Source organism: Paracrocinitomix mangrovi (genome assembly GCF_019740355.2).
Classification (GTDB): domain Bacteria; phylum Bacteroidota; class Bacteroidia; order Flavobacteriales_D; family Crocinitomicaceae; genus Paracrocinitomix; species Paracrocinitomix mangrovi.
This window is the reverse complement of record NZ_CP091819.1, coordinates 772,678-793,765: the sequence shown is the minus strand read 5'-3', so window position 1 is coordinate 793,765 and position 21,088 is coordinate 772,678. Positions and strand designations below refer to the sequence as shown.

Here is a 21,088-nt window from a genome sequence, read left to right as displayed (position 1 = left end):
GTCGGTCTGTTCAAGAAGTTAATTTTAAGAACAGCCTTAACAAATAACAAATCAAATTTCATGAATACCTGGTATACAATCAAAGTAAAATTTACGAAAGAATTTACGGATGGAACTTTAAAAAGAGTGACTGAACCTTATTTGGTGAATTCAATGTCTTTTACAGAAGCTGAAGCTAGAATTTACAAAGAAGTTGGGGAGTACATTCGTGGTGAATTTTTGGTGACATCAATTGCTAAAACTGATTTTCAGGATATTTTTCAATATGATGATTCAGATGTTTGGTACAAAGCTAAAGTGAGCTATGTAACAGAAGATGCTGATTCTGGAAAAGAGAAAAAAATCAATCATAATTATCTGGTTAATGCCGTAAACATTAAGGAAGCATATGAGAGAATTGAGGAGAGTTTAAAGGGCTTAATGGCAACTATTGAAATTACCAATATTACCAAAACTCCTTTGATGGAAATTTATCCTTATGATCCTGAGTTTGCTGCAGAAAATTATGAAATGTCTAATGAGGAGGAGGAAGAAGAAATTGTTTCTCCAAATATCAATGTAGCTTATGCTGCCGGTGATGATGAAGATGAAGAAGAAGAGGAAATTGAGCCGGAAGAAGCTGATATTAACTCTGAAGAAGAATAAATGAGTTCAGACAACACAGGAAGATATGACTTTAACAAAGGGAAATTGGAAGATTTCCCTTTTGAGGATCCTATGTTGTTTTTTAGTTCGTGGTATCAAGATTCCATTGAACAAGGATGTGCAGATCCGCAAGCAGTTGCTATTAGCACTGTTAACGCAGACGGAAAGCCATCATCCCGAATGGTATACATGCGCAATTTATTGGAAGAAGGAATCGTTATATATACCAATTACCTGAGCAGAAAAGGTGGTCAAATCAGTCAAAATCATAATGTTGCTTTATTGTTTCATTGGGATTGTGCTGAACGTCAAGTGCGCATAGAGGGCGTTGCAGAAAAAGTGGATGATTCCATTTCAGATGAATATTTTGCCGGTAGACCAAGGATTTCTCAAATTGGTGCTTGGGCCTCTGAGCAAAGTAGTGAAATAGATAATCGTGCTACACTTGAAGAAAGAGTTAAATTCTTTGAAGAAAAATATCCGGATGTAGTTCCACGTCCACCACATTGGGGCGGATATCTAATTAAACCGTCTTATTTTGAATTTTGGCAAGGAAGATTAGGAAGGCTTCACGATAGACTTTGCTATCAAAAGGCTGAAGAAGGTTGGAGAAAATTCCGAATTGCTCCTTAAGTGAATTTCTATCTTAACAAGTATGGTTTTTTACCTCCTCAACTTGCACAAAACGTTGCAGAGGATACCGAAATAATTGTTGTAATTCCTTGCTTTAATGAACCTGATTTAATCACTTCATTGCAGTCCATAAAGAATTGTATAAGACCAAAAGGAGCTGTAGAAGTAATTGTGGTAATAAATTCCGGAGAACATCATCAAGATGATATTAAATCTCAAAATCTAAAATCCATTGAAAGTTTCAATTCCTGGAATCAAAGTGAAGATTGGATTAATTTTTTCTTAATTCATCAACCTAATTTACCGAAAAAACACGCGGGAGTAGGATTGGCAAGAAAAATAGGAATGGATGAAGCAGTTACTCGTTTTGACAAAATCAATAAAGATGGAATTATCGTTTGTTTTGACGCAGATAGCCAATGTGATCCTAATTATTTGGTAGAAATTGAAAATCATTTCAATCAAAACCCAAAGTCACCCGCTTGCTCAATTTATTTTGAACATCCTTTAAATGGTACAGAGTATTCTCAGAAAATCTATGAAGGTATTATCAATTATGAATTGCATTTAAGATACTATAAGCAGTGCTTTGATTATTGTGGATTGCCTTATAATTTTCACACAGTTGGTTCAAGTATGGCTGTGCGTTCCAGTGCATATCAAAAGCAAGGAGGAATGAATAAAAGAAAGGCTGGGGAAGATTTTTATTTCATTCACAAAATTATCCAATTAGGCAATTTTACTGAGTTGAACTCTACACGAGTAATTCCTTCTCCAAGAACATCTGATCGTGTTCCTTTTGGAACTGGTAAAGCAATTGCAGATTGGATGGAAACAGAGGAGGAAGAATACTTTACTTACAATTTTGAGATTTTTAAGCAAATAAAGGTGTTCATATCCCTAATTCCTGAATTCTTTGAAAGTGAGGTGAAGATTGATGATTTACCCATTCACACAGCTTATAAATTGTGGTTGAAAGAAGTTGACTTTTTAGAAAAATTGCATAATGTAAAAAGTAATTCTACTTCTTATGAATCATTCCAAAAGAGACTTTTTCAATGGTTTGATGCCTTTACAGTTTTGAAATTGGTTCATTATTTAAGAGATAATGGATTTGATAATCAAATTATAGAAAATGAAGTTGAAAAATTGTTGGGGATTGAGGGATCTAAACTTGACTTACTCAACAAATCAAGACTAATTGATAGAAAACAGTAATATATTTGTTACATGTTTTTCATTTTATCCAAGATATTTTCGTTTTTAACCCATCCTTTTTCATGGGTGATAATCGCTTTAATTATTTCTTGGATTACCAAAAGACCGAAACTTAAAAAGTACACTTTTAGAGGAGGAATCATTGCGCTTTTATTCTTTTCTAATTCATTTATCTTTCTTGAGTTTGCAAGGATGTGGGAAGTAGACGGAACAAAGATTGAAGATGTTGGACATTATGATTGTGCGATTGTACTTGGTGGAATGGCAGAGTATGATTCAAATTTAGATCGCTTGAGTATGAGAAGAGGAGGGGACCGAATTTGGCAGGCCATTAACTTATACCACCTTGGAAAAGTGGACAATATTTTAATTTCAGGGAACAATGGTTATGTAATGGCTGATGAATTGGATGAGGCTGTCCAATTTAAAAAGGTACTTGTAGAAAATGGAATTCCTGAGGAAGATATTTTAGTTGAAAACAAGTCTAAAAACACCTACGAGAATGCTGTTGAATCTAAAAAGATTATTGATAATCGAAATGATATTCAAAGTATACTTTTGGTAACATCCTCACTGCATATGAGAAGGTCCAGAGCTGTATTTAAAGAGGCAGGTTTTGAACATTTTGACACTTTTACAACGGATCATTATACCGGAAAAAAAAGAGGGTATAAGTTTGACCAGTTTTTAATTCCTAACGTAAGTACACTAACCAACTGGGAAAGACTCATTCATGAGTGGATTGGATATGTTTCTTACGCAATAATGGGCTATTTGTAATCAATTTTAAAACCTTTTAGGTTGTTAACTAGTATTTTAGGTACATTTAACTGAGTGCGGAAAATTCTCTACATAACGATTTTATCACTTTTGATGAGTGTTGCTTATGCTCAGGATAAAGTGGATTCTTTATGGCAGGTAAATAAAGAAGCAGAAACCCCCATTGCCAAAGTAAATTCATTGTTGGCGGTATCTACTGAGTTACTTTTTACCAATGTTGATAGCGGAAGAGTGGTGGCAAAAACTGCACTTGAAATGGCTAAGCGCTATGATTTCAAGGATAAGGTAGGTAAGTCATATATTCTTATTGGTAGATCTTATGCCTGGAAAGCAAGTTTTGATACAGCTTCAATTTATTATGAAAAAGCCATAACACAGTTCAATGAAATTAACGACTTAAAAGGCCTGTCTGAAGTATACATTAATTATGGTGGGGTTTTTTATGATCAGGGTGATTTTGTTAAAACCATTGATTATTGGGAAAGATCATTAAAAATTGTTGAGAGTATAAAAGATTCATCCGCAATTGCAGTAAATCTAAACAACATTGGTGAGGTTTATGAACACATGCGTGACTATGAAAAGGCAGAAGTTTATTTCAGAAGAACCTTAGAGATTGATAGTCTTATTGGAGATAAAAAAGGAATTGCCTATGCTAATTTAAATATTGGTTATCTGGCATTGAGAAACAACCAACTTGATGCTGCTGAAAGTAGATTTATTATTTCTAATCAATTATTTACTGAATTGCGAATGCTACGTCCAATGGCAAGTTCGGCTGCTGCAATGGGAGATGTTTACATGGCAAAAGGAGATGCAAAAGGAGCGCTTAAATTTTATTCTGAATCTCAAAAAATCTGGAACTCTTCTGCTGATAATTGGGGAATCACTGAAATTAAGGTTCAGTTAGCTCGGGCGCATTATTTGGATAATCGCTTAGATTCTGCTCAGTATTATGCAGAACAGGGGTATCAACAAGCTCAAAAAATAAAGGCCAAAACGCTAATAGTTCAGTCAACAAATTTATTGGCAGATATTTATGAAAGACAAGGTAGAGTGAAGGATGCATTTCACTATTTGAAATTATATACTCAGTTTCAGGATTCAATTTTTAACAGAGATAATAAAGATGAAATTGCACGATTGGGCGTGAGGTACGAATTTGAAAAAAAATCTTATCTGGATAGTTTAAAAACAGCACAAAACCAGAAGGTGCAAAAATTAGAACATCAGCAAGAAATAGCAGATAAAGAAAGAACCTTGCAATTTGGTGTCATTATTTTGATTGGAATGATTTTACTTTTTGTTTTCATTTTCAGAGCCTATAGAATCAGAACCAAAACGGCCAAAATAATTGAAGAACAAAAAAATAAAGTTGAAGAGCAAAATGAACTGTTAGAAGAAAAGAATAGAGATATCTTGGATAGCATCATGTATGCTGAACGTATTCAAAGCACTATACTTCCACATATTAATCGAATTAAAAATCATTTTGCGGATGCTTTTGTCATCTTTAAACCAAAGGATATTATAGGAGGAGATTTGTATTGGTTTCATGAAGATGAGAGCCATGCATATATCTCGGTTATTGATTGTACAGGACATGGTGTTCCTGGCGCTTTAGTAGGAATGGTAGCTTATAATGCCCTAAATCATGTAGTGAAAGATTTGGGGATTACTGAAACTAATGAAGTACTGGATACACTAACTAAGATTATTGAAGAAGAATTTACAAAGGATGGACAAACAGCAAAGGACGGAATGGATATGTCTTTTGCAAAAATCAATCTTAAAATAAATGAACTTCAGTTTAGCGGAGCAATGAATAACCTTTTGATCTGTCGAGATAACGACTTTATTGAATTAAAGGCAGATAGACAACCGGTAGGTTATTTTGCCAAACGCAGTCCGTTTAAATCGCAGACCTTTCATCTGAATACAAATGATCAATTGTTTATGTTATCTGATGGATATGTTGATCAGTTTGGTGGTGATAGAGGAAAGAAATTGAAAATAACTCAGTTCAAAAATAAGTTATTGGAATACCAATCTTTAGGTTTCAATGAAATTCAATCAAACCTAGAGTCTTTTTTCAATGAGTGGAAGGGAAATCTAGAACAGATTGATGATATCTGCATTATAGGCGTGAAGATTTAAAAAAAAATCAGGAATTAAAAAGAGAAATTAATACTCTCCATTTAATTCCTGAAAGCTCAATCAAAAGTCTTGATTCTTGACTCTTGATTCTTGTCTCTTGATTCTTGACTCTTGACTCTATTTAGTGCCTGCCCATTTTCTGATTTCAGTTCTAAACCATTCATCAGCTGCGTCAGTCCATTGATAATTATCTCTTACATAAGCCATAGTTTCTTTCTCAATGTCTGTATAAGTTCCACCATCTTTTACTGCTTCAAGTAATTGTCCGGCATCATCAACTGATAATCTACCATCTCCTTGTCCTGCCGTTAATTTGTCGGCCAAGTCTAAAATTTCTTTGTCATATTTTACACCATCAATTGTCTTGTAATAACTCATTTTTCAATGTTTTAGAATTAATAATTATGTTTCCTTTAAAAATAATAAACATTTGCACACCAAATTCACTTGGATTTTAATTGATTAAAACTAACTTTAAAGCCTCAATAAATCAATAACCAAATGAACTTACACGAATATCAAGGAAAATCGATTTTAGAAAGTTACGGTGTAACTGTACAAAGAGGCGTTGTTGTGGATAATGCAGCAGACGCAATGTCAAAAGCAAAAGAACTTCAAGAACTTACTGGTACTGAAGGTATTGTTGTAAAAGCACAAATCCATGCAGGAGGTAGAGGAAAAGGAGTTGTGACAGAAACAGGTTCAAATGGAGTTGTTTTTTGTCCTTCAATTGATAAGTTAGAAGACAAAGTAAAAGGAATTTTGGGTGGTCATCTTGTTACTAAGCAAACTTCTGCTGAAGGTAAAAAGGTGAACAAAGTTTTATTGGCAGAAGATGTTTACTATCCGGGTGCTCAAGAACCGTCAGAAATTTATATGTCAGTTTTATTGGACAGAGAGTCTGAAAGAAACGTGATCATGTATTCAACTGAAGGAGGAATGGATATTGAGGCGGTAGCAGAAGCTACTCCACACTTGATTTTCAAAGAAATTGTTGATCCAAGAGTTGGTTTACAAGGATTCCAGGCTAGAAGAGTAGCTTTTAACTTGGGATTAAGCGGACAAGCGCACAAAGAAATGGTGAAGTTTGTTTACGCTTTATATAAAGCTTATGAAGGTTGTGATGCTTCAATGTTTGAGATTAATCCTGTATTGAGAACATCAGATGATAAAATTATCGCAGTTGACTCTAAAGTTACTTTAGATGATAACGCATTATACAGACATAAAGATTACGCAGATATGCGTGACAAAACTGAAGAAGATCCATTGGAAGTTGAAGCTGGTGAAGCTGGTTTGAACTATGTTAATCTTGACGGAAACGTAGGTTGTATGGTTAATGGTGCCGGTTTAGCAATGGCTACTATGGATATTATCAAATTGTCTGGAGGAAATCCTGCTAACTTCCTAGATGTAGGAGGTACTGCAGATGCTGAACGCGTTGAGAAAGCTTTCAGAATTATCTTAGAAGATCCAAATGTTGAGGCAATTTTGGTTAATATTTTTGGAGGAATTGTAAGATGTGATAGAGTAGCGCAAGGAGTTGTTGATGCTTACAAAAATATGGGAGAAATTCCTGTGCCAATCATTGTTAGATTACAAGGAACTAATGCAGAAGAAGCTAAACAATTAATTGATGCTTCTGGATTAAATGTTCATTCGGCAGTACAATTACAAGAAGCTGCTGATCTTGTGAAATCTGTGCTTAGCTAAGAGATGATTAAATACAAGTCTTTAGAAGAAATAGAAAAAATGAGAGAGGCTGCCTTGGTAGTCTCTCGTACTTTAGGGGAGATTGCAAAGATCATTAAGCCCGGAGTAACCGGTTTGCAGATTGATAAAATTGCAGAAGAGTATATAAGAGATCAAGGAGCTATTCCGGCTTTCTTAGGTCAATATGATTTTCCTAATACTTTATGTATCTCTCCAAATGCTCAAATAGTGCATGGTATCCCCTCAGACAAACCATTTGAAAGCGGAGATGTTATTTCTGTTGACTGTGGGGCAATATTAGATGGTTATTTTGGGGATCATGCTTATACTTTTCCTATCGGTGATGTTAAGCCTGAAATACTTGATTTATTAAGAGTTACCAAAGAGTGTTTGTACATTGGTATTGAAGCTACAAACACTTCAAATAGAATTTCGGATATTGGATTTGCTATTCAGCAACATGCCGAAAAACATGGTTATGGAGTAGTTAGGGAGTTGGTTGGGCATGGTTTGGGAACTGAACTTCATGAAGATCCTCAAGTACCTAATTATGGTAAAAGAGGAAGAGGTAAAAGGATCAAAAATGGTTTAACAATCGCCATTGAACCCATGATAAATATGGGAACAGAAAAGATCAAACAATTACCTGACGGTTGGACTATACTAACAGCTGATGGATTGCCTTCTGCGCATTTTGAACATGATGTGGCTGTTATTGATGGCAAAGCTGAAATTCTTTCAACATTTGATTACGTTGAAGAAGTTATTGGTGTGCTTTAAATTAAAATGGACAGAGAGCTTAAAATAGTAAGTTCCATTTTCCTAACATTTCTGATTTTTGGAATAATGTCTCTCTTTCAACAGGGAGGATTTGTTACACCTTTTTTTCTTAAACATCTTGTTTTACTAATAGTGTCGGTGATTTTTTATGCGCTTAACACTAAAGTGGCTTACAGTTGGGTGCTCTTGTTATTTGTTCCTGTACAGCTTGTCTTTTGTTTGATAGATCCTTTCACAGTAGGGTTTTTAATTCAGAAATTTGAATTATCATGGTTACAGACTATACATGACGCTATATGGCTTAAATGGATCTTTATACTGGCTTACTTTGGCTTTTTACTAGCAATGATCTTTGCAAAGTACCTTCAAACTAAAAATAAAATTCCGTTTATCGTTGAAATAGGTTTATTCATCCCTTCATTAATATTGCTAGGATTCCCAATCTTATACGTTTTAAATGATATATTAACCATAGCGCTTATACTGGTGTTTTATTTTAGCGCTCAGAGAATTGAGGATGAAAAATCAAAATTTTTAGGGATAATTGGAAGCCAATATCTTTTGTTGGCGCTTTTGCAGCTAATCGAATATTTACACTAATGTTTTTGCACTCTAAAAGATTTAGTTAAATTAGTACAAGCCTGAAAAAACCGATTTAGACCAATGAAAAAAGCATCACTTAAAGATATTGCTGAAAGTCTTGGAGTTTCAAAAGCGCTGGTTTCTTTGGTCCTAAATGGAAAAGGAGATGAGCGCGGAATTAACAAGCAAACTCAAGAGAAAGTACGTCAAAAAGCCAAAGAGCTTAATTACATTCCAAACCAGTATGCCAGAGGCCTTAGAATAGGCCGTACAAATACAATAGGCGTTATTGTTCCGGATATTTCTAATGTGTTTTATGGTCAGTTGTGTAAAGCAATTGAACAAGAAGCATATGCAAAGGGATATAATTTGATTATATCTAACACCTATGAAGATGTCCAAAAAGAAAAGAAACTAATTTCTGACCTTATTAATAGAAATATTGATGGTTTGATCCTGGCGTCATCATTTGATAGTAAAAATGAAATTGATGGTTTGCGTGATACCAAGTTTCCTTTAGTATTGGTGGATAGAGTATTTGATGATTTTGATGTAGATTCAGTTTCCGTATCAAATGAAGAAGGAGCTAAAAAAGCCGTGAAATTCTTATACGATAGCGGAGTTAAAAGACCCGTTTGTTTTTCTATTTCACCTGTGTATATATCTTCAATTTCTGAAAGAATCCAAGGGTATATGGAAGCTTTAAAATCTGCAGATGACGCAAAACTTATTCAAATTCCTCATGATAATATTGAAGGTGGCGTTAAAACTGCCCTAGATGAATTGAAGAATGAGGATTATGATGGCATTTTTTGTGTAAACAACAATATCGCAAAAGCTTTGATCAGAGAATTGTCCTTAAGAGGAGAATCGCTGGATGAAGTAAAGATCATCAGTTTTGATGACATTGAAATTTTTGATATTGTAAATCCTAAAATATCAGCCATTGCACAACCAATTACCGAAATAGGGAAGAAAGCGGTAAACTTGTTGATAGATCGTTTTAATAATGAAGACAGTCATAAAAACCAACAAGTTGTACTCGACACAGTTCTGATTGAACGATAATTACAAAATCTATTTATTGGTCCTATAACTGACAACTGTCATTATCTATATACCAGATGTTGATTATCTATGCATCTGAATTTAGATTATGTCAAGTAGATTTAAAGGGAAGACTATTTGGATAACTGGAGCTTCATCAGGAATTGGTAAACAATTAGCCATTCAATTAAATGCCTTAGGAGCCAATGTTATCATTTCAGCAAGACGAGTAGAACGCTTAACTTATATAGATGACCATTGTCCATGTAGAGAAAACATGACCGTGGTGCCGTTGGATTTAACCAATCATGAAAGCGTAGTTAATGCCGTCAAAAAAGTTGAATCCCTAGGTTCGTTGGATTTACTCATTCACAATGCTGGAATCGCCCAAAAGGGTTTAGTGATTGAAAATGAAATAGCCATTGACCGTCAGGTGATGGAAACAAATTTTTTCGGAACTGTAGATCTAACAAAAGAGGTAATGCCAATCTTTTTAAAACAAAAAAAAGGTTGGTTTGCAGTTGTTACTAGTATAGCAGGAGTAGTTGGGGTTCCAGGACGCTCAGGGTACTCAGCATCAAAACATGCCTTACACGGTTATTTTGATTCATTAAGGGCTGAATTGATTGATTGTGATTTAAATGTCACTATAATAATGCCCGGCTTCATCAAGACCAATATCACAAAAAAGGAGCTAACTGGTCATGGTAAGGCATATGGTAAATTAGAAAAGTCGCATGCCTTAGGAATGGATCCAGATAAAGCTGCAAAAAAGATCATCAAAAGATTAAAACCTTCACGTCAAAATATAATCGTAGGAGGATTTGAAGTGACATCTGTATACATCCAGAGGATTTTTCCCAAACTCTACAACTTTATTGTCAGAAGACATCCAATGCGCTGGTGGAGGAAGGTTTGGGGTAGAAAATAAAAAAGTCCAGTGTAAACACCAGACTTTGCTTTTTATGTGATTGCGGCAGGATTCGAACCTGCGACCGTCTGCTTAGAAGGCAGATGCTCTATCCAGCTGAGCTACGCAACCATTCGGCTTTAAAAACCTAAAAAAATAAAAGGAGATTCTTTCATCTCCTTGTCGGGGTGGCAGGATTCGAACCTGCGACCTCCTCGTCCCAAACGAGGCGCGATAACCGGGCTACGCTACACCCCGAGACCTTCTTAAAAAATGCTTATCGCATCATTTAAATGATCTGCTAAAAGCGGTTGCAAAGATAGCTATTAATTTATCCTAAACAACTTCTTTCAAAAAAAAATCTAGTCAAATTTAAATTGGCTAAAATTTTAATTACGCGGTGAGACGGGGATTCGAACCCCGGGTACCATCACTGGTACGCTTGTTTAGCAAACAAGTCCTTTCGGCCACTCAGGCACCTCACCGTTTCAATGAACTTGCTCAAATTTAATTGAGCGGGTGCAAATATAAAAAATCTATCAAAGTTGATGGTGTTATTCAATAAAAAATCACACCAACTTTTTAATTTATTTTTAGTTCTTTTTTCAACTGACAACTAACATTCTCAAATTCAGATAAAAAAAAGTTTCTTTTTGGCAACGGTCATTTATTCGGATCGTTATATTTACTGAAGAAACAAACTAAACGTTTAAAAGAGCCCCTTTTTCTTTTTTTCGTTAAACCTCTTGAACCTCATTCTTCCATGGATTACTGACAATTTTGTCAAAGGAACCCTTATGTAAAAACCAAGGAATGAAAAGATTATTACTACTCTTTTTACCGGCTACTTTAGCATTAAATGTTTCTGTAGCTCAAACTTCAGTGAATTTTGGATGTACAGGCGCCCCTCAAAACTGGGTGGTTCCTCCATGTGTTACCAGTATTAATATTGAAATTGCCGGAGCACAAGGTGGTGGAAATGGCGGTGGTTTAGGTGCAGTTGTAACCGGAACCTTACCCGTAACTCCAGGTCAAACTATTCAAATTGACGTAGGTTGTGCCGGTGGATGTGGAAACAATTCTGGTGGATATAACGGAGGTGGAAACGGATCTAACGGAAGTATATTTTTTGATGCTTGTGGAGGAGGTGGTGCTACTGACATCAGTTTCGCTCCTTACACGCTTGGTGATAGAGTAGCTGTTGCCGGAGGTGGTGGTGGATCACCCGGAGGTTCTTCAACTTACAATCAAAATGGTGGAGTAGGAGGATGTGCAACTGGTGGTACAGGAACTGGAATTTTTGGTCAGCCCGGAGGTGGAGGATCACAATTTGCCGGAGGATCTGGAGGAACCGCTTGGGGTTCTGGTGCCGGTGGACAAGCTGGTTCTTTTGGGCAAGGTGGAAATGGTGCATTTGATCCATGTTACGGGGCTTCTACCGGAGGAAATGGTCCCGGTGGTGGAGGCGGCGGTGGCTACTACGGTGGTGGTGGCGGTGGTTCAGACTGCTGGCCTTCAGGATATCTTGGCGGTGGAGGTGGATCTGGAGGATCTTCTTTAACACCTCTTGGTGGTGGATGTAATCAAGGTGCAAATGCCGGAAATGGATATGCTATTATAACTTATGTTCCTGCTGGACCTGTTCCTGGAACTGCAGCAGTAGCTCCTTCACCAATTTGCCCTGGTCAAACTGCAAACTTAACTTTGACAGGATATACCGGTACAATTCAATGGCAATCTGCTCCTAATGCAGGTGGTCCTTGGACCAATATGGGAGGTGCAACAGCTGCCAATGCTTCAACAGGCGTACTAACTACTAATACTTGTTTTAGAGCTGCAGTAACTAACTGTGGAACCACTGCTTACTCAAACGTTGTTTGTGTTACAGTTTTTCCTACGCCTACTGTGAATAATCCTGGTAACCAAACTCTTTGTAACGGTTCTCTAACAGGACAAATCAATTTTACCGGTGCAGTACCTGGTACTACTTATAATTGGGTAAATGACAATACTTCAATAGGATTAGCTGGTTCGGGAACAGGAAATATTAATCAATTCAATGTGGTTAATAACGGAACTACTCCTCAAATTGCTAACATTACAGTTACACCAACAGCTAACGGTTGTCCAGGAACTCCAATAACATTTACAATTACGGTTAATCCAACACCAACAGTTAATCAACCAAATAACCAAACTTTGTGTAATAATACGGCTACTACAGCAGTAAACTTTAGTGGAAATGTTGCCGGAACTACTTATAGCTGGACAAATTCAACAACATCAATTGGTTTAGCCGCAAACGGAACAGGAAACATTGGTTCATTCAATGCTACCAATACAACTCAGAGCCCTGTAACAGCAACTATTACAGTAACTCCTTCAGCAAATGGTTGTACAGGAACTTCTCAAACGTTTACTATAACTGTAAATCCTACGCCTACAATGGTTGATCCTGCAGATCAGGTTGTATGTGCAGGATCAAGTACTACAATGGTTTCTTTTACCGGTAATACTTCCGGTTCTACTTTTACATGGACCAACAGTAATACGTCTGTAGGATTAGGAGGTTCAGGATTCGGAACTATTTTAGCCTTTACAGGACAAAATCCTGGAACTACGCCTAATGTAGCAACGGTAACTGTGACACCATCTGCCAATACATGTACAGGTGTAGCCCAAACATTTACTTATACAATTCAACCAAATCTTGTAGCAGGAAATGACAACACAGCTGTTTTGTGTAATTCTGTTGGATCTTCTTTAGATCTAAATACTTTGTTGAACGGTAATAATACAACGGGAACATGGGCAGAAACAACATCATCAGGTCAATTTAATGCAGGATCAGGAATATTTGATGCCTCAAATCTAACTGCTGGTACTTATAACTTTACCTATACAGTAACCGGTTTAGCACCTTGTTTGGATGATATAGCTGATTTTGCAGTAACTGTAACTGATCTTCCAACGGCTGGAAATGATAACAATGCAACTTTATGTAATGATGCAGGTTCATCAATTGACCTAAATACATTGTTGATTGGGGCAGATGCCGGAGGGACATGGAGTGAAACATCTGGAACTCCTTCAGGACAATTCAATACGGGAACAGGCGTCTTAAATGCTGACTTAACAGCTGCCGGAGTGTATACATTTGTTTATGATGTTCCTGCTTTAGGACCTTGTCCGGGAGATCAATCAACATTTACTATTACTATCAATCAGGAGCCTTTGGCAGGTGCAGATGCAAATGGAACAATTTGTAATTCTCCGGGATCAACATTTGACTTAAACACTTTATTAAATGGTAATAACGGAGCAGGAACTTGGGCTGAAACAACTTCTTCAGGACAATTTACGGCTGGTACGGGTATTTTAGATGCTTCAGGATTAACTCCTGGCAATTACACCTTTACATATACAGTAACCGGAATTGCTCCTTGTACTCAGGATGTAGCTAATTTCACAATTCTTGTAACAGACTTACCTACAGCCGGAGCTGACAATACTTCTACATTATGTAATTCAGCCGGTACAACTTTAGATTTGAATACTTTATTGTCTGGTGCAGATGCCGGAGGTACTTGGGCAGAAACATCAGGTACACCTTCAAATCAATTTAATACAGGTACAGCAGTGTTGGACGCTTCAGGTGTTACCGCAGGGACATATACTTTTACATATGATGTTGCACCAAATGGTACTTGTCCTGGTGATCAGGCCGTATTCACAATAACTATTAACCAGGAAGCTATTGCTGGATCAGATAACATATCTTCATTATGTAATAGCCCGGGTACATCTTTAGACTTAAATACACTATTAAACGGTAATAATCAAACTGGAACTTGGGCAGAAACAACAGGTTCAGGACAATTTACTGCAGGAACAGGAATGTTAGATGCTTCCAATTTGGCCGCAGGAGTATATAGTTTTACTTATACAATTGGAGCTATAGCGCCTTGTATTCTTGATGTTGCAGATTTTGATATCACAATTGAACAATATGCAGATGCTGGAGCTGATAATAATACCGCTTTGTGTAATTCGGCGGGTAACTCTGTAGATTTAAATACATTGTTAAATGGAAATAATCAAACAGGTACTTGGGCAGAAACTACTTCATCTGGACAGTTTAATACCGGAACCGGAATGTTTAATGTTGTTGGTTTAGCTGCAGGACAATATAATTTCACCTATACAATTTCTGCCGTAGCACCTTGTGTGCAAGATGTAGCAAACTTTACTGTAGATGTTGAACAAGAAGCAATTGCCGGAGCTGATAATTCGGCTAGTTTGTGTAATTCAGCCGGTACAACTTTAGATTTGAATACATTATTAAATGGTAATAATGGAACTGGTACTTGGGCAGAAACATCTGCATCTGGACAATTTAATTCGGGATCAGGCGTATTTGATGCATCTGGAGTAGCGGCAGGTACTTATACATTTACTTATACAGTTGGAGCAACCAACCCTTGTGTGCCTGATGTTGCCAATTTTACCGTTGATGTTGAACAAGAAGTGACAGCAGGTGCCGATAATGCAACCGCAATTTGTAATACTGCTGGTAATACAGTTGATTTGAATTCACTACTATCTGGAGCTGATTCTGGTGGAGTTTGGGCAGAAACAACATCTTCAGGTCAATTCAATACCTCTAATGGTGGTTTTGATGTGAGCAACTTATCAGGTGGTGATTATACATTTACTTATACTGTATCTGCAATTGCACCTTGTGTGTTGGATGTGTCAGGTTTTACAGTAACAGTAAATGAAAACCCTCCGGTTGATGCAGGAACAGATGTTGAGGCTTGTGAAAATGCAAATAACATACTTACAGGTTCAGGAGCTGGTTCAAATGGTGTTTATGTTTGGGATAATAACGTTACAGATGGATTACCTTTCATTCAAAACGTTGGAACCATTACATATACTGTAACAGGTACTGATGCCTTTGGCTGTTCTAATACAGACCAGGTTGATGTTGTTATACATCCGAATCCTGTGATAGATTTTCAAGCTGATGTTCAATTTGGATGTGAGCCTTTAACAGTGAATTTTACCAATAATACAATACCTGCAGGTACATCTTGTATGTGGAGTTTTGGAGATGGTAATTCTGCAACATCTTGTGGAACAGCAACCAATATTTATTCAAGTGGAACTTATGATGTTACCTTGGTAGTTACAACAGCTGAAGGATGTTCTTCAATGGATACTTATACAAATTATATAGATGTAGTTCCAGAACCATTTGCTTTATTTAATTTCTCACCACAACAACCTGATATTACATTACCTGAGGTTGAGTTTACAAATAATTCAATTTGGGCAACAAACTATGAGTGGGACTTTGGAGATCTTTCTGTAATATCATTTGAAGAAAATCCGACACATACCTTCCCTGAAGTTGGAAATGAATCATACACTATTACGCTAATAGCTTCAAATGATTATGGTTGTGCAGATACTTTATCTAAACCAATTACAGTTAAAGATGTTTTGATTTTTTATGTTCCTAATGTATTTACACCTGATGGAGACAGTTTCAATCAAACTTTCAAGCCAATGTTCTTTTCAGGATTTGATATTTACAATTATCACCTGACAATATTTGACAGATATGGTGAGATTCTATTTGAATCATATAATCATGAAGTTGGATGGGACGGAACTTATGGTGAAGGAGGTTTGGTACAGGATGGTGTGTACATTTGGCAAGTTGAATTTGGAACTAATTACTCTAAAGAGAAGGAAAAACACCGCGGACATGTCTCCGTATTGAAATAATTGCCTCAACCTAACTTTAAATAGAGATACCGACTTTTCTGAAAATGAGAAGTCGGTTTTTTATTTTTTGGTTTTCAATAGTTTGGATTCAAATTTGCTAAGCATCAAAAGTCGATCTAATAAAATATTTGTCGATTCTAATTTTATTTATATTAGCCACCGAAATTGAATTATAGCATGAAAAAAACATTATTAGTAGCCTTTACACTATTAGCCGGAGTTGCAATAGGTCAAAAGGCAGTGATAGTTGAAGAAGGAGGGATGTTTGGTTTACAAACTGATTTTGGAAAAGAACTATTGCCTAAAGAATATGTGAAGATAACCAAGGTTTCTACGGATACTTTAGATTTTTATATCGCAGAAATGAAGGGAGCTGCAGAACTGTATTCATATTCCAATACAAAAAGGGACATCTTTGAGGAATCTGCAGGACAAAATTATACTGTTATTAAAAGCGAATGGGTTGCCGCAAAAAAAGGAAACGATTTTTTCGGTTATACATCCATTGGTGAAAAATTCAGATTTGCCGGAGAAAATTGGGAAGCTGTTAAGGTAAAAGGAATGATCGCATGCAAGGATGAATCAGGAAAATTTGCTGTGTGCATGGCAGGTAAAGCTTTATCACCTTACATATATAATGCTGTAGATGCCAGACACCGTGAACTTGCCGTTTGTAAAACAGATACTGGCTGGATTGCTTTAGACGAAAAAATGAAATCACACTACAATTGGTCTTTTGATGAGATCATGGATAATGATGTTAGCTCAACAGCTTATGTTATTAAAAAAGGTGATAAATATGGAATTCTGTCTTTGGATGAGTCAATGAATTTGCCTCCATCAATTGTTAAAAACGCTCCTGCAATGTTCAGTTTTGATGGAAAGTCATATGCAGATTTGAATAGAAATTATGCAGTTCAAAGAGATGGGAAATGGGGAGTTGTGAATCAAAAGAATGAAACACAGGTACCTTTTAAGTATGATAATGCTTACATGATTGATAAATTCTCAATTGAGCAACATAGTTTGACAGTAAGAGTTGTGGTAAAAGAAGGTGCAAATTGGCATTTTTTAGATGAAAAAGGCAAAGTATCAAAAACAGTTCAGTTTGATGAATGGGTAGGCACTCAAGGAGATGTAGCATTTGTCATCAAAGGAGGAAAAGTAGAGCAATTAAGCCTGACAAATTTTGGAACTCAATCTAACTTGTTTTTCGGAGAGTATGATGATTATAAAATTGTAACTAATGATGACAGAAAAGTCGGAGTAGTTGGGAAAAACGGAGATATCATTATGCCTTTTGAATTTGATGTAATTTTTGTGGAAGGCAAAAATTATGACTTCTTCATGGCTGAGAAAAAAGGCAAAGACGGGATTTATGCTTTAGATGGGAAGAATCTTGTGCCTCATAACTATGAAGGTTTGATGTATCTAACTACAAAGAACGAGAAAGATTATTTTACTGTAGGGAGAAGAGGAGAAGCTGCTTTGGCATATTGGGATAGAGCTACAAATAAAATGACTATCCTTTCTGAAAGAAAGTACTTAGACGTATCTTACGACTTTAAAACAAAGAATTTTAAGGCAAAATTAGATGACGGAAAATATCATCAGTTAGATGATAACGGTAAATTACTTGAAGGAAAGTAATTAAAATTCATAAAGACATTCAGGAATAGACTCATCAAGCTTTATTGATGGGTCTATTTTTATGTACTTATACCAATCAACTTTGTTATTTTCAAAATGAGCTGACATTACTTTATTCTCAAATTGGTAGATAAAACAATTCTCTGTTTGATATTGAGGAGTGCCGTAAAAATCCAAAAGTTCAATTTCTTTTTTACCAAACCAGTTTATCTCTCCTAAAGTGGTGTTGTCCAGTTTTGATTTGATTGCAATTAACTCTTCATTGGTATCATAAAAATTACCTACTTCGTCTCCATATTTGTAAGTATAAATTTGAAAGTCGTTGAATAAGTCAGTTTCAGGTTTTGGTTCGTTTAATTCTCTATTCAGTTTATAAAACAACATGTATCTATAGAAGAAACCGGCTGTATCAGGTCTATAAATTTCATTTGGTGTTCGTGGTATTCCACTATTAGATGTTCCCCATTCTTGCTTGTATGCAGCCAAATCTAAAGGATTATTTAAAAGCTTTTTGATATTTTCATTGATAGGAGGGAGCGTATCTTCATCAATCACAATATTGACCACACTATCCTTTGTAATATTTTTTTCAATTACTTCTTTTTCCTCTGGTTCTTGACCCTTACAAGAAGCTAATAAGCTGGCAAATAAAATTGTGCCGGCAAGTAATTTTGCTGCCTTCATATCTTAACAATTCATTATAAATCAAAAAGTAACGCTAAAAAATATAAGGAAAAATAGCTTTTCTTTTTTCAGGATATTCAGGAAATCTTTGCTTGTACCAATCGTGATGATTTTTAGCTCGTGGAACTAAATTAGCAAATGTCCAGGCTGCAAACGTAAGTGCAGGTAAATTCCAGGCCATAATTGCAAAACCAGTCCATTCTATTACTTCTCCCATTAAATTTGGTGAAGACACCCAATCAAATAAGAAACCTTTTGGAATTTTGTAACCTGTTTCTCCCGGTTTTCTTAGGTTAATTAATATGTGATCTGCGCGCCAATTAATACCCATTCCAACAACAAAAAGAAATATTCCAAACCAGGTTCTTGGATTCATTAACCATTCATCACCGTACAATGAAGGATCTGCCAATTCGCCTAAATAGTATCCATTTAAACCTGCATTCATTAAATTGAAGAATATCGCATTTATGGCAATAACTAAAGGCATTTTCTTGTCAGTTGCTTTTATTCTTATGGGGTAAGTGATGGTTCGGTTGATGTAGTGAAAAATCCAAAAAGCAAAAATAATCCATGCGTATGATTCTTGTGAATAGGTACCAAATATTAAGAAATAACTCATGATAAGAAGCGAAGGAGCTTCCATAATTATCCAACCTGCCTTGTTGTTAATGCTGGGACCCCATTTTGTGGTTGTATGTCTTCCAAAAGGGGCAGTAATAAAAAACATGGTAATGTGAACTGCTATAGCAATCCCTAGCCATACGTAACAGATTATATATAATGTGTGTTGATCCATGTATTTTTATTTGATTACTCCTTGTTTCTTTTGCCAGTCTAAATAGTCACCAATTGTTTTGTCTAATGGCGTGTACTTATGCTGAAGTGATTTTTCTGCCTTACTCCAATCCATTCCCGGATGTCCCAATTTTAAAGCCGTTATTGCTTCAATAGTGAACAAAGGTGCAGCCTTGGTCATTTTACCATAAGCTTTTACAAAGGGCAATGAAAATTTTAAAAGCCAAAAAGGTGTTACAGATTTTGGAATTTTAACACCACTTACATTGTGTATTACATTAGCTAATTCCTTTATTGAATAATATTTACCTGCTAACAGATAAATCTCTCCATTTTCACCATGATCAATAGCTCTAATAATACTGTCGGCTACATCACGTACATCAACACAATTATATCCACCAGGTGGTAGCATTGGTATTTTACGATTGTAAAAATCTTTTATGGCTTTACCCATTTCAGAAGGCTTAAAATCATACGGACCTATAACACAACTAGGTCGAACTACACATCCTTCAATCTTTCCTCCTTTAAAAGCATCAAGCATTATTTGTTCACCTGTAGCTTTAGAGTAGTCATAGGCAAAATGTTTAGGCTGCTTATAGGGTCTGGTTTCAGCAAAAGGTTCGTTTAAAGGTTCTTCTAAAACGGCATGTGTACTACTGGCATGAACAATCTTTTTAACTCCTTTTTCAATACAAGCGTTCAAAACATTGCGTGGACCTTCAGTATTGGTTTTAAACACAATTCCTGTAGGATCTCCATAAATACTAATGATAGCTGCTAAATTAATAACGACATCACATCCATCAACAAATTCTTTCATTCGCCCGGCATCCAGCACATTTCCTTGAAACAATTCAACATCTACATCCTCTAATGCTCTTTTGTCTTTATTGTATAAGGCACGAACATCATGTCCTTGTTCAATTAACTTTCTACAAACAACGTTGCCAACATGTCCGCTGGCCCCGGTAACTCCTATTTTCATATGCATAATTCAGCTTAGGTGAAAATAATATTTTTTATGGAACCATTGACTTACAGGAAATTATTACGTAACTTATTAGGACATACAAGATGTAACCTAAAAGTTTTAGGTTATTACATAACAAGACAGACTTATTTACTAACCCCTCAATCCAAACAGTATGAAATCCCTCATTCTCTCAATCTTATTACTATTATTTAGTATTAGTACAACTGCCCGTGACGAATCTGTTCGTACGGGAATTATCAACGCCTTTAATACTTTTGAAGGTAAGGTATCCACCACTAAAATTAAGCAACTCATTACACGTCTTACATTTTTCTCATCTGCAGAAGCAAATATGTGTTTTGTAAGCTTTGATGACTACAATGATTGTCAAGAAAATGCAAAAACGGTTTATGGCAAACTGTATTTGTATGTAGATGATTTAGTAGGTAAAGAAGTTACCGTAACTGTAGTTAAATCTCACAAAGCCTGGGAAGATGAAGATTATTATTCTTTGGCTATTAAAATGAGTTACGTTAATGATAATCCTGAATATCCGGTAGATGTAAACTTTGATACATTCGATATGGGAATTGAAAATGACTGTATAAAAGACATTGTCTATTCACGTGAATGGTTTAGTTTATCTGATTACGTAAAATATTAATGAGGAAAAGAGGAAGGTATTCCGCGGTAATTTAATTTATCGCGGATTCTTC

17 protein-coding genes and 3 tRNA genes are annotated in these 21,088 nt (G+C 35.9%); 13 read left to right on the top strand and 7 right to left on the bottom strand.

The window, feature by feature from the left end; all coding sequences use genetic code 11:
• Positions 1-60: 60 nt before the first annotated feature.
• From K6119_RS03525 to K6119_RS03505, 5 genes are all read left to right on the top strand, one after another.
• A complete protein-coding gene (locus K6119_RS03525; protein WP_221835394.1) occupies positions 61-645 on the top strand; it encodes a DUF4494 domain-containing protein in 585 nt (194 codons plus the stop codon).
• Positions 646-1,278, top strand: a complete 633-nt coding sequence (pdxH, locus tag K6119_RS03520; protein ID WP_221835392.1) for a pyridoxamine 5'-phosphate oxidase — start codon at positions 646-648, stop codon at positions 1,276-1,278.
• Positions 1,279-2,496, top strand: coding sequence for a glycosyltransferase family 2 protein (locus K6119_RS03515; RefSeq protein ID WP_221835391.1), 1,218 nt, complete (start codon positions 1,279-1,281; stop codon positions 2,494-2,496). It abuts the gene before it with no gap.
• Positions 2,497-2,508: 12 nt separating this feature from the next.
• Positions 2,509-3,276 (top strand): YdcF family protein, encoded by a 768-nt coding sequence (locus tag K6119_RS03510; protein ID WP_221835389.1) that lies wholly within the window; start codon positions 2,509-2,511, stop codon positions 3,274-3,276.
• 93 nt (positions 3,277-3,369) lie between these two features.
• Positions 3,370-5,433 (top strand): tetratricopeptide repeat protein, encoded by a 2,064-nt coding sequence (locus K6119_RS03505; protein ID WP_221835387.1) that lies wholly within the window; start codon positions 3,370-3,372, stop codon positions 5,431-5,433.
• A 117-nt stretch (positions 5,434-5,550) separates the two neighbouring features.
• Here K6119_RS03505 and K6119_RS03500 read toward each other — a convergent pair whose 3' ends face one another.
• Positions 5,551-5,811 carry a hypothetical protein gene (locus K6119_RS03500; RefSeq protein WP_221835385.1) on the bottom strand — a complete coding sequence of 87 codons (261 nt, stop codon included), beginning with the start codon at positions 5,809-5,811 and terminating at the stop codon, positions 5,551-5,553.
• Between the two features lie 123 nt (positions 5,812-5,934).
• Here K6119_RS03500 and sucC point away from each other — a divergent pair, with 123 nt between their 5' ends.
• The 5 genes from sucC (at position 5,935) to K6119_RS03475 (ending at position 10,486) form a co-directional block, all read left to right on the top strand.
• Positions 5,935-7,146 carry an ADP-forming succinate--CoA ligase subunit beta gene (gene sucC, locus K6119_RS03495; protein ID WP_221835383.1) on the top strand — a complete coding sequence of 404 codons (1,212 nt, stop codon included), beginning with the start codon at positions 5,935-5,937 and terminating at the stop codon, positions 7,144-7,146.
• Positions 7,147-7,149: 3 nt separating this feature from the next.
• Positions 7,150-7,926 (top strand): type I methionyl aminopeptidase, encoded by a 777-nt coding sequence (gene map, locus K6119_RS03490; RefSeq protein WP_221835380.1) that lies wholly within the window; start codon positions 7,150-7,152, stop codon positions 7,924-7,926.
• 6 nt (positions 7,927-7,932) lie between these two features.
• Positions 7,933-8,526, top strand: a complete 594-nt coding sequence (locus K6119_RS03485) for a hypothetical protein (RefSeq protein ID WP_221835379.1) — start codon at positions 7,933-7,935, stop codon at positions 8,524-8,526.
• 63 nt (positions 8,527-8,589) lie between these two features.
• Positions 8,590-9,576, top strand: a complete 987-nt coding sequence (locus tag K6119_RS03480; RefSeq protein WP_221835378.1) for a LacI family DNA-binding transcriptional regulator — start codon at positions 8,590-8,592, stop codon at positions 9,574-9,576.
• An 88-nt stretch (positions 9,577-9,664) separates the two neighbouring features.
• Complete coding sequence (locus tag K6119_RS03475; protein ID WP_221835376.1) at positions 9,665-10,486, top strand: SDR family oxidoreductase; 822 nt, start codon at positions 9,665-9,667, stop codon at positions 10,484-10,486.
• Between the two features lie 37 nt (positions 10,487-10,523).
• Here K6119_RS03475 and K6119_RS03470 read toward each other — a convergent pair.
• The 3 genes from K6119_RS03470 to K6119_RS03460 all read right to left on the bottom strand — a co-directional run bounded on the left by K6119_RS03470 (position 10,524) and on the right by K6119_RS03460 (position 10,950).
• Positions 10,524-10,597 (bottom strand) — tRNA-Arg (locus tag K6119_RS03470).
• Positions 10,598-10,648: 51 nt separating this feature from the next.
• Positions 10,649-10,723: transfer RNA gene (locus K6119_RS03465), tRNA-Pro, on the bottom strand.
• 140 nt (positions 10,724-10,863) lie between these two features.
• Positions 10,864-10,950, bottom strand: a tRNA-Ser gene (locus K6119_RS03460).
• 328 nt (positions 10,951-11,278) lie between these two features.
• Here K6119_RS03460 and K6119_RS03450 point away from each other — a divergent pair.
• Both K6119_RS03450 and K6119_RS03445 read left to right on the top strand, forming a co-directional pair.
• Complete coding sequence (locus tag K6119_RS03450; protein ID WP_221835374.1) at positions 11,279-16,261, top strand: PKD domain-containing protein; 4,983 nt, start codon at positions 11,279-11,281, stop codon at positions 16,259-16,261.
• A 177-nt stretch (positions 16,262-16,438) separates the two neighbouring features.
• Positions 16,439-17,911 carry a hypothetical protein gene (locus K6119_RS03445; RefSeq protein ID WP_221835373.1) on the top strand — a complete coding sequence of 491 codons (1,473 nt, stop codon included), beginning with the start codon at positions 16,439-16,441 and terminating at the stop codon, positions 17,909-17,911.
• On the opposite strand, the gene K6119_RS03440 is transcribed toward K6119_RS03445, so the two are convergent.
• From K6119_RS03440 to K6119_RS03430, 3 genes are read right to left on the bottom strand one after another with little or no spacing between them, the layout of a single operon-like run.
• Positions 17,912-18,595: a hypothetical protein gene (locus K6119_RS03440; RefSeq protein WP_221835371.1), complete on the bottom strand. Its 684-nt coding sequence runs from the start codon at positions 18,593-18,595 to the stop codon at positions 17,912-17,914.
• A 34-nt stretch (positions 18,596-18,629) separates the two neighbouring features.
• A complete protein-coding gene (locus K6119_RS03435) occupies positions 18,630-19,394 on the bottom strand; it encodes a DUF1295 domain-containing protein (RefSeq protein ID WP_221835369.1) in 765 nt (254 codons plus the stop codon).
• A 6-nt stretch (positions 19,395-19,400) separates the two neighbouring features.
• Positions 19,401-20,390: an NAD-dependent epimerase/dehydratase family protein gene (locus K6119_RS03430; protein ID WP_221835367.1), complete on the bottom strand. Its 990-nt coding sequence runs from the start codon at positions 20,388-20,390 to the stop codon at positions 19,401-19,403.
• Positions 20,391-20,544: 154 nt separating this feature from the next.
• Here K6119_RS03430 and K6119_RS03425 point away from each other — a divergent pair, with 154 nt between their 5' ends.
• Entirely contained in the window at positions 20,545-21,036 is a 492-nt protein-coding gene (locus K6119_RS03425) for a hypothetical protein (RefSeq protein ID WP_221835365.1), read from the top strand.
• The last annotated feature ends 52 nt before the right edge of the window (positions 21,037-21,088 follow it).